This window comes from Pseudomonas sp. KH_050, assembly GCF_057838875.1.
In genome coordinates, this window is the sequence record NZ_CM174478.1 from 1900718 (window position 1) to 1915640 (window position 14923).

The following is a 14923-nucleotide window of genomic DNA, read 5'->3' on the forward strand; positions in this document are numbered from 1 at the left end:
TATGGCGACATTCGATGACAGCTTCTGCACGCCAATCCAGACACCCTTGCAAGTCGCTGACAGCAGCGCGTTGGTGTGGGACGAACATTGCGACGTGTTGATAATCGGCTGGGGCGCGGCCGGGGCCTGCGCGGCGCTGGAGGCCCGTGCCCAGGGTACCGATGTGTTGATTGCCGACCGTTTTACCGGTGGCGGTGCCAGTGCCAAGAGTGGCGGGGTGGTCTACGCCGGTGGCGGCACCCGCCATCAGCAGGCGGCGGGTTTCAGCGACACCCCCGAAGCCATGTTTGACTACCTCAAGCATGAAACCCAAAACGTGGTCAGCGACGACACCCTGCGGCGCTTCTGTGCCGACAGCGTCGGCAACCTCGACTGGCTGGAAAGTCACGGTGCGCCGTACGGTCACCGGATGCCACCGGGCGGCAAGACCTCGTACCCGCCTGATGGTTACTTCCTCTATTACTCCGGTAACGAACTGGTACCGCAGCATGGCGGCCCGCAGCCACCGGCGCCGCGGGGCCATCGCACCGTGGGCAAAGGCCAGTGCGGCGCGGTGTTGTATGGCCACCTCAAGGCTGCGTGCCTGCGGGCCGGGGCTCGGCCCTTGCTGCAAGCGGCGGCCAAACGCCTGGTGGTTGATTCGCAGGGACGGGTGGTGGGGGCCGAGATGTGGTGCATGCCGCCCGGCAGCCCGCAAGCAACGTTGCATGCACGCCTGGCCGATCGCGCCGAGCGTTTGCAGAATTTTGCCGCGGGTTACTGCAAGAAGTTGCGTGAGCGGATCGGCCAGCTCGAACGGGACTTCGCCCGACCACGGCTGGTTCACGCCCGGAACGGCGTCATCCTCAGTACCGGCGGGTTCATTTTCAATCGCGAACTGATCAAACGGCATGCGCCGAAATTCCAGCGTAACTTCAAAGTCGGTGCCACAGGCTGTGACGGCAGCGGCCTGCGCCTGGGAACCAGCGTCGGAGGTCAGGGCGCCGGGCTGGAGCGGGTGTCGGCCTGGCGTTTCATCAACCCGCCGTACAGTTGGCACAAGGGCATCGTGGTCAATCGCGAAGGCCGGCGTTTCTGCAACGAAGAGGTCTACGGCGCGACCCTGGGTCAACCCTTGATGGAAGAGCAGGGCGGTAAAGCCTGGCTGGTGCTGGATGCACCTTTGCGCAAGAAAGCTATCCGTGAGGCCTTGTTTGGCGGCTATTGGTGGTTTCAAAGCTTCCCGGCCCTGGCCCTGATGCTGTTCAAAGTGCGCAAGGGCCAGCACCTGAGCCAGTTGGCCACGGCCACCGGGATGAATGCGACGGCGCTGCGCGAAACCGTACTGGCGGCCAACGCTGCAGCCCGTGGCGAGGCCCCCGAGCCTTTCGGCAAGTCTGCGAATGGGCGTCAGGTGCTCGATCAGGGGCCGTTTTATGCCTGCGACATTTCCGTCACCAACCCGGTCTTTCCACTGGGTGCCTTGACCCTCGGCGGGTTGCGCGTGGACGAACTCAACGGCGCGGTGCTCGATGGGCAGGGGCAGGCGATACCTGGCCTGTACGCCGCGGGACGCACTGCGCTGGGCATTCCTTCGCACCTCTACATCAGCGGTTTATCCCTGGCTGACTGTGTGTTCTCCGGACGACGCGCTGGCGCGGCCGCCGCCCGGCTTCTGGCGAAACAGCTTCATCCGACCCCTGCACAAGAGACGACATGATGACGAACAACCACAACAACAAAAACGGCCGTGTTCAAGGCAAGGTTGCGCTGGTAACCGGCGGGGCCAAGGGTATCGGGCGGGCCAGTGCCCGCCTGCTGGCGGCGGAAGGCGCCCAGGTGCTGATCAGCGACGTGGATGTCGCGGCGGGCGAGGCACTGGCCGCTGAAATCGGGCCGGCGGCGACCTTTATCCGGCATGACGCCAGCAGTGAGAGCGATTGGCGACACGTCATGGCCCACCTGCGCGAGCAGCATGGCCGGCTGGATATACTGCTGAACAACGCCGGCATCCTGCTCCACGGCAACATCGAGGACGCGACCCTGGAGGACTGGCACAAGGTCATGCGGGTGAATGCCGACAGCGTGTTTATCGGCTGTCGCGAAGGCATCGCGCTGATGAAGCAAACCGGTGGTTCGATCATCAACCTGTCGTCGATAGCGGCCCTCGCCGGGCGGGACGATTACATGGCCTACAGCGCCTCCAAGGGCGCGGTGGCGGCGTTGTCGCGTTCGGTGGCGGTGTTTTGCCGACGTCGCAAATACCGGATTCGCTGCAACACCCTGCATCCGGACGGCGTCCTCACGGACATGACCAGTGGCAGTTTCCCCAAGGATCTCGATCCGGCGCGGGTGACCATCGACAGCGACCCGATGAACCGCATGTGCCTGCCCGAAGATGTCGCGGCAAGCGTGCTGTTTCTGGCCAGCGACGAATCGCGGGCGATCAACGGCGTCGAGTTGCGCATCGACAGCGGGCAGATGGTCATGAGCATCTGAGTGAATATGCGCTGACGCAAGACACAAGGCCGCTGCCTGTTGTCACAGGTCAGCGGCCTCGTCGCTTCTGTCGGCGGTGTTTTTTGGCAGGCAGCAGTCAATGGCCTTCGAAGTGCGCCGGGCGTTTCTCGATAAAGGCTTGCATGCCTTCCTTCTGATCGAGTGAGGCGAACAACAACGCATTGGCCTTGCGCTCCAGTGCCAGGCCGGCTTCCAGTGGCGCGTCCATGCCCGCCAGAATCACTTCCTTGATCTGTTCGGCAGCCAGGGCCGGCATTGCTGCGATCACACGCGCCAGTTCCAGGGCGTGGGCCTGCACCTGGTCATCGTCAACCAGATCGCTGACCAACCCGGCGACCCAGGCTTCCTCGGCGCTGATTGGCTGGCCGGTGAGCGCCATGCGCATTGCCTTGACCTTTCCCACCGCGCGCACCAGCCGCTGGGTGCCGCCAATGCCGGGCATGATGCCGATGCGGATCTCCGGTTGGCAGAAGCGCGCGCTGCGCCCAGCCACAATCAGGTCAGCGTGCATCGCCAGTTCGCAACCACCGCCATAGGCGTAACCGCAGACCGCTGCGATCACTGGCTTGGGGCAGTGCTGGATCGGTCCCCAAACCCGCTCGGTGTGACGCTTGTAGATATCGATGGCACCGACCCCGGCCATGCTGTTGATGTCGCCACCGGCAGCAAACACCTTGTCACCGCCCGTCAGCACGATGCAACGCACCTCGGGATCGACCGCCAGAGCACTGAAATGACGCGACAGCAGCGCCTGCAATTCCAGGCTCAAGGCATTGGTCGCCTGCGGCCGGTTGAGCCGCAACAATGCCACGCCCGGCAGAGGGTGTTCGAGCAGAACCGGTGCAACGGATGAATCGGACATGGGCATCTTCAAGGACCAGGCAACGTGTGAATGACCGTCAGTGTCCTGTTCGCAAGGTTTGGTTTTCATCGTCCGTTCAGACGTAGTTTGGCCCTGAGTTCGTCCCTAGAGTGACCCTTGTCAGTAGAAAAAGGAGCACATGATGGAGCTGCATTCGGGTCTTGATTACAGCGGCAAGGTGGTGCTGGTCACCGGTGGCACCAAAGGCATCGGCGCTGGTATCGCGCAGGGGTTCCTGGCCGCGAACGCACGGGTGATCGTCTGTGCTCGACGCGAGCCTGAACAGGTGCCGACGCAGGGTGGCAAGAACGCGACCTTCATTGCCGCCGATGTGCGTGACCACGATTCCCTGCAACGACTGTTTGCCAGCATCGAGCGCGACTTCGGGCGCCTCGATGTGGTGATCAACAACGCCGGCGGCAGCCCTGCCGCCGACGCGGCCACAGCCTCGCCCAGGTTTCATGAAAGCATCATCGGCCTGAATCTGATCGCGCCGCTCAACGTCGCCCAGCACGCCAACCGGCTGATGCAGGCACAAGCCCAGGGCGGTTGCATTGTCTTTATCGGCAGCATCAGTGCGTTGCGTTCCTCGCCAGGCACCGCTGCCTACGGCGCGGCCAAGGCCGGGGTGCTGGCGCTGGTGCAATCGCTGGGGGTGGAGTGGGGGCCCAAGGTGCGGGTGGTTGCGATCAGCCCGGGTCTGGTGCGGACCGAGCAGGCCCATCTGCACTACGGCTCCGAGGCTGGTATCGCCGCCGTCGCTGCTGGCATTCCGGCCGCACGCATGGCGGTGGCCGAAGACATCGCTAACGCCTGTCTCTACATCGCATCACCGCTGGCCAGTTACGCCAGCGGTTGCAACCTGTTGCTGCATGGCGGTGGTGAACGCCCGGCATTTCTCGGTGCCGCGCAGGTTCTGCCCACCTGATCGACCTATTGCGGCGACCGGGTTCGGTGGCCGCCTTCAATGTGAAGGAGACGACTTTGGCTGATCCACAATTGCTATCCAATGTGCGCGCCCTGGTGGGGCGCCAGTACGGCCGCGTGTATGCCTGGGACGAGGTCAACGCACCGATGATTCGCCAGTGGTGCGAGGTCATGGGCGTGGACAACCCGCTGTACACCGACCCGGCCTTTGCCTTGGGCACCGAACATGAGGGCCTGATCGCCCCGCCTGCCATGCTGCAGGTGTGGACCATGGAGGGCCTGCACGCTAACAATTATCCGCCTGGCTCCACCGACGAGAACCCTTACGAGGTGCTCAAGGAAATGGAAGCCCATGGCTATGCCTCCACCGTGGCGGTGAACTCCGAACTGAGCTTTACCCGCCCGGTGCGGCTGGGGGAAAAGCTCTACTACACCACGCGCCTGGATTCGGTCGGCGATGAGAAAACCACCGCCCTGGGCACCGGCTTCTTCGTCACCCTGATCATGAGCCACTTCGTCGAAAAGGCTGGAGGCGACGAGCCAGTGGGCGAGTTGTTGTTCCGCGTGTTCAAGTTCCGCCCGGCCAATGCCCAGGCACCCGCCAAAGTGGATGCTACACCAGCCAAACCCAAGCGCCCGCTGCCGGGCATCAGCGATGACACCCGGTTTTTCTGGGAAGGCTGCGAGAAGGGCCAGTTGCTGATCCAGCGCTGCACCGCGTGCAAGACCCTGCGTCATCCACCGGCACCGGTGTGTATCGAGTGCCACAGCTTCGACTGGGACACCGTGGAAGCCAGCGGCCGCGCCAAGCTGTATTCGTTCGTGGTCATGCACTACCCCGAAGTACCGCCGTTCGATTACCCCAACCCCATCGGGCTGATCGAGCTGGAGGAGGGCGTGCGCCTGATCGCCGGACTGGTCGGTATCGAACGCGAACAAATACAGATCGGCCAGCGCTTGCAGGTCGAATTCCAGACCTTCGATGACCAGCAGACCCTGCCTATGTTCCGGCCGGTAGACGCGTAGGAGCCAGTCACCATGGATTTCGAATTAAGTGAAGACCAGCGCGCCATTGCGCAGATGGCCGACAGCCTGTTTGTCGACCATTGCCATGACGACTACATGCGCCAGTGGGACACCAGCGGCGAGCCAATGATGGCGCCGCTGTGGAAACTGTGCATCGAGACCGGGCTACAAGCGCTGGCCATTCCCGAAGAACACGGCGGCAGCGGCCTGGGTATGACCGAGCTGATGCTGGTGTTGCAGGCCCAAGGCAAGGCCCTTGCCCAGGTGCCGTTGTGGCGCCATCAACTGGCGGCCGCGACCCTGGCTCGTTTCGATGCCAGCGCCAGTGCAGAGTGGATCGCCGCGGCAGCGTCCGGCGAGGTGTTGTTGAGCCTGTCCGTCGATGGCTTGAGCAGTGCGTTGGGCATCGAGTTGCAAGCACGTCCCTGCGCCGCAGGCTGGTCGATCAACGGCCGGGTCGCGGCCCTTTCCATGGGCGATCAAGCCCGGGCCGCGCTGGTGCTGGCGGAGGCCGAGGGGCAACCGCGTTTGCTTCTGCTCGACCTGTCAGCGCCCGAGATACAACGGGTGTCGGCGGTGTTGACCCACGGCGAAGCGGTGGCCGACCTGCACATCAAAGGCTTGACCGTGAACGCCAAGGCGCTGTTGCCGGCCGAGGCTGTCGCCTGGCTGGAACTGCGTAGCGTGGCAGCGTTGGCTGCCTTGCAACTGGGGGTCAGCGAAGAGCAGATCCGCCGCACCGTGACCTATGTCAGCGAGCGTCGGCAGTTCGAACGCGCCATCGGTAGCTTCCAGGCGGTGCAGATGAGCATGGCCGACAACCACATTGCCGTCGAAGCCTTGCGCACGGCGCTGTGGCAACTGGCCTACCGCATCGATGCAGGCTTGCCGGCGCCTTCCGAAGCCCTGGCCACCGCCTGGCTGGCCTGTGAAGCGGGGCACCGTATCGGCCACATCGCACAGCACGTGCATGGCGGGATTGGCGTCGACCTGACGTACCCGATCCACCGTTTTCTCTATTGGAGCCGTGGCCTCTGCCTTGCCCTCGGTGGTTCGGCGGCAAACCTGGAACGCCTGGGCGACTGGCTCAACAATAACGACAAGCTGGGATGGAAATATGACCTCGAAGAACACCAAGCGCTTTGAAGACGTGCGCCCCGGCGAAGCACTGCCGGAACTGGCGGTGCCGGTCACAGTGACCCTGATCAACGGCGGCGCGATTGCCACTCGTGACTATTTCCCCGGCCACCACGACGCGGACGCAGCTCGTGCCTTGGGTTCGCCCCATGTGTTCATGAACATCCTCACCACCAACGGTTTGGTGCAGCGGTTCATCGAGCAGTGGGCCGGGCCGCTGGCGCAATTCACCGCATTGAAAATCAAACTCGGTGCGCCGAATTATCCCGGCGACTGCATGACCTTCAGCGGCAGCGTCACCAGCCTCGACGCCGACACCCGCGCGGTGGAAATCACCTTGAGCGGCAAAAATTCCATGGGCAACCACGTGACCGGCACGGTCGCGCTGGTCCTGCCCTGACAGCCGGAGAGACACAGATGACTGATTCATCGATTTCCGGGCGCGCCGCGATCGTTGGCCTCGGCGCGACCGAATTTTCCAAGAACTCCGGCCGCACCGAATTGCGCCTGGCCCTGGAAGCCACCTTGAGCGCACTCAAGGACGCCGGCATCGACCCGAGCGAGGTCGAGGGTTTCAGTTCCTATTCCGTGGACAAGGTCCCGGAATACGAAATTGCCCGTTTGCTCGGTTGCAAGGACGTGAAGTTTTTCTCGCAAGTGCCCCACGGTGGCGGTGCAGCCTGCGGCCCCGTGATGCACGCGGCCATGGCGGTGGCGACCGGGATGGCGAAAGTGGTGGTGGTGTATCGCGCCATGAACGAACGCTCCTGGTATCGCTTTGGTACTGGCAGCTACGGGTTCGCCTCGACGCCGACCTTCGATAATGTCAACTACGGCTGGTACATGCCTCACGGCTTCCATACGCCGGCAGCCTGGGTCGGCATGTTTGCCCAGCGCTACATGCACACCTATGGCGCCACCTCCGAGGACTTTGGTCGGGTCGCAGTGGCGGCGCGGGATTTTGCCGCGACGAACCCCCAGGCGTTTTTCCATGGCAAGCCAATTACCCTGGAAGAACACCAGGCTTCACGCTGGATCTGCGAACCGTTGCACTTGCTCGACTGCTGCCAGGAATCCGATGGCGCAGTGGCGATGGTTATCACCTCGGCTGAGCGCGCCCGTGACCTGCGGCAGAAACCGGTGACCATCAAGGCGGGCTCACAAGGCATCAGCCACGGCCAGCAGAGCATGACTTCGTTCTACCGCGAAGACATTACCGGGCTGCCGGAAATGGGCGTGGTCGCCCGCGAACTGTATCGCCAGTCGGGCCTGGGCCCGGACGCGTTCCAGACCGCTGTGATCTACGACCACTTCACTCCGTTCGTGTTGCCGCAGCTGGAAGAGTTCGGCTTCGTCAAACGCGGCGAAGCCAAGGAGTTCATCCGCGCCGGGCACCACGCCCGTGGCGGCAAACTGCCGATCAACACCCATGGCGGGCAACTGGGCGAAGCCTATATCCACGGCATGAACGGCATCGCCGAAGCGGTGCGCCAGGTGCGTGGCACAGCGGTCAACCAAGTGGCGGATGTGCAGAACGTGCTGGTCACGGCCGGCACCGGCGTACCCACCAGCGGCCTGATTCTCGGCGCAGCCTAAGGAGCAGCATATGTTCGTCGACCTCACTCCCGAACAACATGCCCTGCGCCACAAGGTGCGGGACTATTTCCAGGCCCTGATGACCCCGGACATGCGTGACCAGTTGCGCGGCAAGGAAGGGGGCGAGCTGTTTCGCCAGACCATCCGCCAGATGGGCCGCGATGGCTGGCTGGCTGTCGGCTGGCCCAAGGCCCATGGCGGCCAGGGCTACGCCGCCACCGAACAGTTGATCTTCTTCGAAGAAGCCAACATCGCCGGGGCGCCGCTGCCGTTCGTGACCATCAGCACCGTCGGCCCGGCCTTGATGGCTCACGGCAGCGAGCTGCAGAAAGAACGTTTCCTGCCAGGCATCGCCGCGGGCGAAATCATGTTCGCCATCGGTTACTCCGAACCTGAAGCCGGCAGCGATCTGGCGGTGCTGAAAACCAGTGCTCGCCAGGACGACCAGGGCTTCGTGGTCAATGGCAACAAGCTGTGGACTTCGGGTGCCGAATCCGCCGACTTCGTCTGGCTGGCGGCCCGTACCGATCCGACCCAGGCGCGGCATAAAGGCATTTCGCTGCTGATCGTCGACACCTTGACACCGGGCTTCTCCCACACACTGATTCCGACCACCAGCATCCCGACCACGGCCACCTACTACGACAACGTGCGGGTGCCCAAAGAGATGCTGGTGGGTGAGTTGCACGGTGGCTGGAAGCTGATTACCTCGCAATTGAACCACGAGCGCCTCGGCCTGGGCACGTGGTCGGACAAGGTGGTGGCGTTGTTCCGTCGGGTTTACCTGTGGGCGCGGGCTTGCGACGAACAGGGCCGTCGGGCGATGGACAAGGCCTGGGTGCGCAGCTCGCTGGCCGAATGTTATGCGCGCCTGGAGGCCATGCGCCTGATCAACATGCGCATCGCCGCCGACCTGGAGCACGACCGCATGAGCGTGGCGCTGAGTTCGACCACCAAGGTGTTCGGCTCGGAGTCGGCCATCGAAATCCTGCGCAAGCTGGCGGCGATCGTCGGGGCCAATGGTTCGATGCGCAGCGGTTCGGCGGCAACCCTGCTGCAGGGCGAACTTGAGTTCGAGTTGCGCTGTGTGACCACGTTGACCTTCGGCGGTGGCACCAATGAAATCCAGCGCGAACTGATCGCCCAGTTTGGCCTCGGCATGCCACGCACCCAACGCTGACGCTCGTCCATCAAAAACAAAAAACGTACTCGCCCCGGAACCGGGGCGGGTCGAAGGGGACTTTCATGAGCACTATCGAGCAATTCCGGCACGACACCCGTGCCTGGCTGGAGGCCAACTGTCCGCTGTCGATGCGCACGGGAATGGCTGAAGGCGATGTGGTGTGGGGCAGCCAGAATCCGCAATTTCCCTGCGAAGACGCGCGCCTGTGGTTCGAACGCATGCGCGACAAGCGCTGGTTCTGCCCAGAATGGCCGGTGGAATACGGTGGCGCGGGCCTGACCGACGAAGAACTGGCGGTGCTGGAAAGCGAAATGCGCCGGATCAAATGCCGGCCGCCGCAAATCAACCTCGGCATCTGGATGCTCGGCCCAGTGTTGCTGGCCTTCGGCAGCGATGAGCAGAAACGCGATCTGCTGCCGCCGATCGCCCGGGGTGAAGTGCGTTGGTGCCAGGGCTTCTCCGAGCCGAACGCAGGTTCCGACCTGGCCAGCCTGAAAATGGCCGCCCGCGATGCCGGTGACCACTTCGTGGTGGACGGTAGCAAGATCTGGACCTCCTACGGCGATAAATCTGACTGGATGTATGCGCTGGTGCGCACCGACTTCAGCGCTCCGAAACATGAAGGCATCAGCCTGATCGTGCTGGACATGCGCAGCCCTGGGGTCAAGCCACAGCCGATCGATTTGATCAGCGGCAAATCGGCGTTCTGCCAGGTGTTCTTCGATGGTGTGAAGGTGCCCAAGAGCCAGTTGATCGGGCCGTTGAATGGTGGCTGGAACCTGGCCAAGTACCTGTTGCAGCACGAGCGCAAGGCCATGTCGAAGTTCGGCGAGTTCAGCCTGCCGTCGCACTTCGACCTGCTGGCCTTGATGCGTGAGTACGTGCCGGCGCCACAGACCCAAAGCGAACACGCGTTGCAGGCTCGGGCCACGGCCTGTGCGATGAACGAGCAGGCCTACAACCTGACTGTGCAGCGCATGGGCGAAGAGGCACGGGCCGGTGATGACATCGGTGGCCTGATGTCGATCATGAAACTGGTGCACACCGAACAGGAGCGCGACAAGTTCGAAGTACTGCTCGATGCCATGGCCGGGCATGCGTTCGGCTGGGAAAGCCCGGCGTTCAGCGAGCAGCAACTGGCGATCACTCGCGCCTGGCTCAACAGCTACGCGTTGACCATCTCGGGCGGCGCCTCGGAGATACAGCTCAATGTCATCGCCAAGCGTGTGCTTGGTTTGCCTGAAGTGAAGAAGCCTTCCGTGAAAACAGGAGCACAGTCATGAGCCTGCGTTATAGCGATGAACAGCGTTTGCTGGCCGACAGCGCGCGGGACTTTCTCGCCGCCCGCAGCCCGGTCAGCGCCCAGCGTCGACTGCGCGATGACGCGGTGGAGCTGGGCTTCGATGCGCAGTTGTGGCGGGACGCGGTCGAGCTAGGCTGGAGCGCAATTCCGTTTCCGGAAGATTTCGGCGGCCTGGATTTCGGCTGCAAGGGCCTGGGACCGATCTTTGAGTCCATGGGCCGCAACCTGTCGGCCTCGCCGCTGTTATCCAGCGTGGTGCTTGGTGGTTCGCTGCTGCACCTGGCGGGCAACTCGGCGCAACAGACGCACTGGTTGCAAGCAGTGATCGGAGGCGAACAGCGCCTGGCCCTGGCCGTGGACGAACGCTCGCGCCACGACCCGAGCCGCATTGCCCTTGAGGCGAAGGCCGAGGGGCAGGGCTACCGCTTGCACGGCGACAAGTGCTGGGTCGTCAACGGGCTGGGCGCCGATGCCTATGTGGTGGCGGCGCGCACGTCCGGGCAGCCGGGCGACACGCAAGGCATCAGCCTGTTCCTGGTGCCCGCCGATACGCAGGGTTTGACCGTCAACGCCTTGTCGCTGATCGATTCGCGCAATAGCGCACGCCTGCAACTGGACCACGTGCGACTGGGGGCAGAGGCGCTTCTGGGCAGCCTGGGCGAAGGCTGGACCGCGCTGGAAACCGCACTGGACCGGGGCCGCACCTGCCTGGCTGCGGAGCTGTTGGGGATGGCCGAGCAACTGTTCGAGACCACCCTGGAGTACCTCAAGACTCGCGTGCAGTTCGACACGCCGATCGGCACCTTCCAGGTCCTGCAACATCGCGCCGCACAGATGTACATCGACCTGGCGCTGAGCCGCAGCGCCCTGATGGCCGCGCTGGCGACCCTGGATGACGCCAGCCTCGATGCCAAGGCACGCGCTCGACTGGTCAGCCTGGCGAAATGGAAGGCCGGCGACACGGCGATCAAGGTGGCCAACGAAGCGGTGCAGATGCACGGCGGGATTGGCGTCACCGACGAGCTGGATGTCGGCCTGTACCTCAAGCGTGCTCGCGTTGCACAGAGCTGTCTGGGCGACCGGGATTTCCATTGCGAACGGTATTCGGCCCACGCGTAAACCCCCCTGTGGGAGCGGGCTTGCTCGCGAAGGCGGAGTGTCAGGCCATGAAGATATTGAATGTGCTGGCCGCTCCCACAGGTCTTTCGCCCGTTCTGGAGAAAACAAAAATGAGCATTGAACGCTGGCAAACCGCGTGGCACCAACTGATCGCCCCCGGTTCGCCCTTTGAAGTGGTGAAGCCGGATGACGGCGCGCCACGCTATTTCCGTCACGCCGCGCACGACCTGCTGCAGGTGATCGACGCCGGTCGTGTCCACGGCGACCGTGAGTTTCTGGTCTGGCAGTCGCAACGCCTGACCTTCAATCAATATTACGACCAGGTTGACCGCCTTGCCGGGCAGATGGTCGCCCGTTTTGGCCTGCAACCCGGCGAGCGGGTGGCGATTGCCATGCGTAACCAGCCGACGTGGCTGGTGGCCTTCGCCGCGATCCTGCGCTGTGGCGCGGTGTGTGTGCCGCTCAACAGTTGGGGCCTGCGCGATGAGTTGCAATACGCGTTGCAGGACAGCGGCTCGCGCCTGCTGCTGTGCGACGAAGCGCGCCTCGATACCCTGCGCGTAGACCTGGCCCGTGAGCAGCGGACGACAATTGTCGTCGGGGCCCAGGGTGCTTTGCCCGAATACTGCCTGAGTTACGAAGACCTGATCAGCGCGCCGGCAGTGTCGGTGCCTGCGCTGGAAATCGACCCCGATGCACCGGCGCTGATCCTCTACACCTCGGGCACCACCAGCCGCGCCAAGGGTGCCGTGTCCAGTCACTGGGCGATCTGCCAGGCGCTGTCCGCGCTGGATTTCCAGGGCGCGTTTTGCGCCATGAGTTCGCCCGAGCGCATCGGCGTGGTGATCAACAGCGGCTTTGCGCCCACCACGCTGGCGGCGGTTCCGCTGTTCCATGTCAGTGGCTTGCATGCGCAGTTCTTGTCGGCATTACGGGGCGGTCGACGCTTGATGCTGATGTACAAGTGGGATGTCGAACGGGCCATCGACCTGATTCGCGATGAGCGTTGCACCCAGTTCAACGGCGCGCCGGTGATGATGCAGCAGTTGCTCGCCTCGCCGCGCTTCGGCACTGAGCACACCGCCAGTTTGTTCGGTTTGGGCCTGGGCGGCGGCGCATCGTCCGCCAACGTGCTCGACGACATGCTCAAGATCAAGCCCGACGTCATCGGCGGTGCCGGCTACGGCCTGACCGAAAGCAATGGCATTGGCGCGGCGATTGGTGGCGATCAGTTTGTCTACAAGCCGGCGACGGCGGGGTGGGCGTTGCCGATCGTCGATATTCGCATCGGTGACAGCCCTGGCCAGCCGCAGTCGGCGGGCACTCGTGGGGTGATCTGGCTGCGTACGCCGACGTTGATGAGCGCCTACTGGAACCTGCCCGAGGCCACTGCACAAAGCCTGCGCGACGGTTGGCTCGACACCGGTGATATCGGCTACCTCGACGATGAGGGTTTCCTCACCATTACCGGTCGGGTCAAGGAGTTGATCAATCGCGGTGGCGAGAAGATTTCCGCCGCTGAAATCGAGACCTGCATCCTCGATATGCCCGGCGTCCTGGAAGCAGCGGCGTTCGCCATTGCCGACCCTTTGCTGGGTGAGACGCTGGGACTGGCCGTGCATGGCCAGGCATCGACGCTGCCCCAGGAGGCGCAAATCTGCGCCTTCATCGCCGAGCGTCTGGCTGCCTACAAAGTACCGGCGCGGGTCTACCGGGTACTCGAACCCTTGCCACGCAATGCCACCGGCAAAGTGCTCAAGGCACAACTGCAAGAAAAGTTGGGCGCATAACGTTTCCTTAGTCTTTCCGGACGATGTCGGGGCCGGCAGAACACGAACAATGGGTACACACCACAAAGCCTTATCAGCGAAGGAGGCATCACATGAAAATAACAAAAACAGGTCTCATGCTCGCGGTCGCAGTCACAGCCAATAGCGGGCTGATGGGTTCTGCGCACGCCGCGGTGTCACCTCAGGAAGCCGCCAAACTGGGCAAGGAGCTGACCTGTGTCGGCGCCGAGCAAGCGGGTAATGCCGAGGGCACCATTCCGCCGTACACCGGCAAGTACCTGGGTGAAGTGCCAGGCTGGAATCATGTGAAGTTCTCCGGTGACCAACCGGTTGATCCCTATGCGGCGGAGAAGCCGATCCTGGTGATCACTGCGCAGAACATGAGCCAGTACGAGTCGCACCTGACCGAAGGGCAGAAGGCCCTGCTGAAGAAATACCCGACCACCTACAAAATGAACATCTACCCCGGCCACCGGGATTTCCGCTATCCCGATTACGTCTGCCGCCGTGCGATGGACAACGCGCTGAACGCCAAGCTGGTCAACGACGGTGCAGGTTTCACCGGGATAGGCCAGGTGCCGTTCCCGATCCCGAAAAACGGCATGGAAGTGTTGTGGAATCACCAACTGCCGGCACGTGCCTACACCGAGGAAAAAACCTCCGACCTGGCCTCGGTCCTGCCTAACGGCAGCATTGGCTGGGGGCGTGCCTACGCTCGTAACCTGGCACTGGGCAACTCACCGACCGCCGACTCCAGGACCGAAGACAAGATTGCGGCCATGAGCAACAACATGACCCTCAAACCGGCACGCGACAACGGCACCCTCAGCATTTCCCATGAACCCTACAACTTCGGCACCGATGCGCGCCAGGCCTGGACCTACAGCCCGTCGACCCGGCGCGTACGGCAACTGCCGGGCTACGGTTTCGATCAGCCGATGCTCGGTACCAACGGCACCATGACCATCGACGAAGACCGCTTGTACAACGGTTCACCGGAGCGTTTCACCTGGAAACTGATCGGCAAGCGCGAGATCTACAGCCCGGCCAACGCGTTCAAGCCTAACGCAGGGACCGTCAAGTACGCCGACGTACTGACGCCCAACCATCCCAACCCTGATTTCATGCGTTATGAGTTGCGTCGTGTGTGGGTGCTGGAGGCCGACTTGAAGGAAGGCTATCGCCATGTCTATGGCAAACGCGTGCTGTTCCTCGACGAAGACACGTGGAACGCGGTCATGGCCGACAACTACGACGCCCGTGGGCAACTGTGGAAGCACGCCATGATCAACTACTACTACCACCCCGACATGAGCGGCTGGCAGGCCGGTTCACAGTTCTTCATGGACCTGAACTCCGGCCAGTACACCGGCTACGGCATGACCAACGAAGCGAAGAAAGGGCCGATCCTCAACGAAGGCAAATTCACCCCGGACCAGTACACCGCGGATGCGGCACGTGCGATAGGGCGCTAACACCTT

At 63.1% G+C, this 14923-nt stretch carries 13 protein-coding genes; 12 read left to right on the forward strand and 1 reads right to left on the reverse strand.

Annotated elements, in window-relative coordinates; translation table 11 throughout:
* The first annotated feature begins 1 nt into the window (after position 1).
* Together AC3IUA_RS08805 and AC3IUA_RS08810 are read left to right on the forward strand one after the other, a co-directional pair.
* Positions 2 to 1699 (forward strand): FAD-binding protein, encoded by a 1698-nt coding sequence (locus tag AC3IUA_RS08805; RefSeq protein ID WP_489360079.1) that lies wholly within the window; start codon positions 2 to 4, stop codon positions 1697 to 1699.
* Positions 1696 to 2478 (forward strand): SDR family oxidoreductase, encoded by a 783-nt coding sequence (locus AC3IUA_RS08810; RefSeq protein ID WP_489360081.1) that lies wholly within the window; start codon positions 1696 to 1698, stop codon positions 2476 to 2478. Before AC3IUA_RS08805 ends, AC3IUA_RS08810 begins: the two co-directional genes overlap by 4 nt.
* Before the next feature lie 97 nt (positions 2479 to 2575).
* On the opposite strand, the gene AC3IUA_RS08815 is transcribed toward AC3IUA_RS08810, so the two are convergent.
* Positions 2576 to 3361 (reverse strand): enoyl-CoA hydratase, encoded by a 786-nt coding sequence (locus AC3IUA_RS08815; protein ID WP_489360082.1) that lies wholly within the window; start codon positions 3359 to 3361, stop codon positions 2576 to 2578.
* Between the two features lie 142 nt (positions 3362 to 3503).
* Here AC3IUA_RS08815 and AC3IUA_RS08820 point away from each other — a divergent pair, with 142 nt between their 5' ends.
* The 10 genes from AC3IUA_RS08820 to AC3IUA_RS08865 all read left to right on the forward strand — a co-directional run bounded on the left by AC3IUA_RS08820 (position 3504) and on the right by AC3IUA_RS08865 (position 14917).
* On the forward strand, positions 3504 to 4289 hold the full coding sequence (locus AC3IUA_RS08820) for an SDR family oxidoreductase (protein WP_489360084.1): 786 nt from the start codon (positions 3504 to 3506) through the stop codon (positions 4287 to 4289).
* Between the two features lie 56 nt (positions 4290 to 4345).
* Positions 4346 to 5314, forward strand: a complete 969-nt coding sequence (locus AC3IUA_RS08825; RefSeq protein WP_489360086.1) for a bifunctional MaoC family dehydratase N-terminal/OB-fold nucleic acid binding domain-containing protein — start codon at positions 4346 to 4348, stop codon at positions 5312 to 5314.
* Between the two features lie 12 nt (positions 5315 to 5326).
* Positions 5327 to 6460 (forward strand): acyl-CoA dehydrogenase family protein, encoded by a 1134-nt coding sequence (locus AC3IUA_RS08830; protein ID WP_489360088.1) that lies wholly within the window; start codon positions 5327 to 5329, stop codon positions 6458 to 6460.
* Positions 6432 to 6851, forward strand: a complete 420-nt coding sequence (locus tag AC3IUA_RS08835; protein ID WP_489360090.1) for a MaoC family dehydratase — start codon at positions 6432 to 6434, stop codon at positions 6849 to 6851. The genes AC3IUA_RS08830 and AC3IUA_RS08835 overlap by 29 nt, the downstream gene beginning before the upstream one ends.
* A gap of 17 nt (positions 6852 to 6868) precedes the next feature.
* Positions 6869 to 8047, forward strand: coding sequence for a lipid-transfer protein (locus tag AC3IUA_RS08840; protein ID WP_489360092.1), 1179 nt, complete (start codon positions 6869 to 6871; stop codon positions 8045 to 8047).
* A gap of 10 nt (positions 8048 to 8057) precedes the next feature.
* The gene (locus AC3IUA_RS08845) at positions 8058 to 9227 is read left to right on the forward strand and encodes an acyl-CoA dehydrogenase family protein (RefSeq protein ID WP_489360094.1); all 1170 of its coding nucleotides are present in this window, start codon (positions 8058 to 8060) and stop codon (positions 9225 to 9227) included.
* 65 nt (positions 9228 to 9292) lie between these two features.
* On the forward strand, positions 9293 to 10513 hold the full coding sequence (locus tag AC3IUA_RS08850; RefSeq protein ID WP_489360095.1) for an acyl-CoA dehydrogenase family protein: 1221 nt from the start codon (positions 9293 to 9295) through the stop codon (positions 10511 to 10513).
* Positions 10510 to 11652 (forward strand): acyl-CoA dehydrogenase family protein, encoded by a 1143-nt coding sequence (locus tag AC3IUA_RS08855; protein WP_489360096.1) that lies wholly within the window; start codon positions 10510 to 10512, stop codon positions 11650 to 11652. Before AC3IUA_RS08850 ends, AC3IUA_RS08855 begins: the two co-directional genes overlap by 4 nt.
* A 110-nt stretch (positions 11653 to 11762) precedes the next feature.
* A complete protein-coding gene (locus AC3IUA_RS08860; protein ID WP_489360098.1) occupies positions 11763 to 13442 on the forward strand; it encodes a class I adenylate-forming enzyme family protein in 1680 nt (559 codons plus the stop codon).
* A gap of 92 nt (positions 13443 to 13534) precedes the next feature.
* A complete protein-coding gene (locus AC3IUA_RS08865; protein WP_489360099.1) occupies positions 13535 to 14917 on the forward strand; it encodes a DUF1329 domain-containing protein in 1383 nt (460 codons plus the stop codon).
* The last annotated feature ends 6 nt before the right edge of the window (positions 14918 to 14923 follow it).